At 47.3% G+C, this 1,167-nt stretch carries 2 protein-coding genes; both read right to left on the minus strand.

The features are described 5' to 3' along the window. Positions 1-219: 219 nt before the first annotated feature. Positions 220-693 carry an SMI1/KNR4 family protein gene (locus AC6CIA_RS26335; protein ID WP_084381785.1) on the minus strand — a complete coding sequence of 158 codons (474 nt, stop codon included), beginning with the start codon at positions 691-693 and terminating at the stop codon, positions 220-222. 12 nt (positions 694-705) lie between these two features. After that, positions 706-1,167: HNH endonuclease (locus tag AC6CIA_RS26340; protein ID WP_498316076.1), on the minus strand; the 462-nt coding region annotated here is incomplete at its 5' end.

Consider the following 1,167-nt stretch of genomic DNA (forward strand, 5'->3'; position numbering starts at 1 on the left):
TCCTTAAGTCACGCCGTACCCGCTACGCTGCGAGCGAGTGAAATAAAGGGGACGGATTTATTTGATTAGTTGCACTTATTTGGCTAGGCGATGCTTAAATAAATCAATCCTCTTTCTTCTTACTAATAAATCTGTCTCCATTTTCGGTCCCCATTTTCGCCCGTTCTCGTCCCCGTTTTCCATCGTTCTCCCTAATCTAATCCTGCAGTGTTGGCTTCGTTATTCATCGTCAAAATCATCCTCGTCACTCAGCCCTTGGACGAATCGGAGGAAATTCGAACAAAGGTTTTTTTCGGATTCAGCCTGATTTTCTTCAGGGCTAAGGTCGCTATCAAAGGTGTCAGTCGTGAAATAACTGATGGCCCCAGAATCAAGGTTCAAGCAAAAAAAATTGCCGCCCAAATCGTCCGCGAAGGCAAGAAGTTGCGCAGGAAGAACTTGTTTCTTCAGCATTAGCTGGTACGTGGATAACAACGTTGGTTCACCGTAGGCAATTGGCCTGAAGGAGGCCACTTCGATTGGATCGAAAAAGTCTTCGCTGACCCAATAGGCTCGTTCCGGCACGCCGCCGTTGTACTTGAGGTAATGGTTTCTAAAGGGAATCGGTAGCTTCCTACCGATGACAGATTCCACGTGATCCAGATCCGCCGAGGTTATGCTCGTTTCGCAATCTGAAAATTTGTTTTCAAGCATCGAAACCTCCAATTATGAGCAGCGCCCAGGTTTGGTTTTGCGGTTGGGAATCTTGTTGGCGAGCCATCCTTTTTTTGATGCTTCAAGGACTGACTCACTGCTGCCGTATTTAACCTTGAAATGTTTTTCATATTGAGCAACTGAGCCTCCATGGGGGTATGTGGCCTCATGGGCAGATTTTCGGATCAGTTGCATCGTTGTGTTGCCCGTTTTAGGATCGAAGTCATCAACGTGGTGCCAGGTATAGTGCTTCTTAGCACTTTTAGGAATGCCGGCCTCTTCGTAGGCTTGAGTAAAGTCGCGCGGTCTTGAGCCTTGCATCTTGATGGTCACGATATTTTTTTGTGAACCTTTAATCGGATACAGATCACTGCTTCCAGTGAAGTCCACCCCTGCAAACGCCCAGCCCCAAGGATCCGCCCAACCAATAGGGTTTGGTGCGTATTGATAAAGATTGAGACCACCTTCCAACCC

It is taken from the genome of Pseudomonas sp. GQ91, assembly GCF_059758795.1.

Coding starts and splice junctions, on each gene's coding strand:
- AC6CIA_RS26335 (WP_084381785.1), bottom strand. CDS start 693: ATGCTTGAAAACAAATTTTCAGATTGCGAAACGAGCATAACCTCGGCG.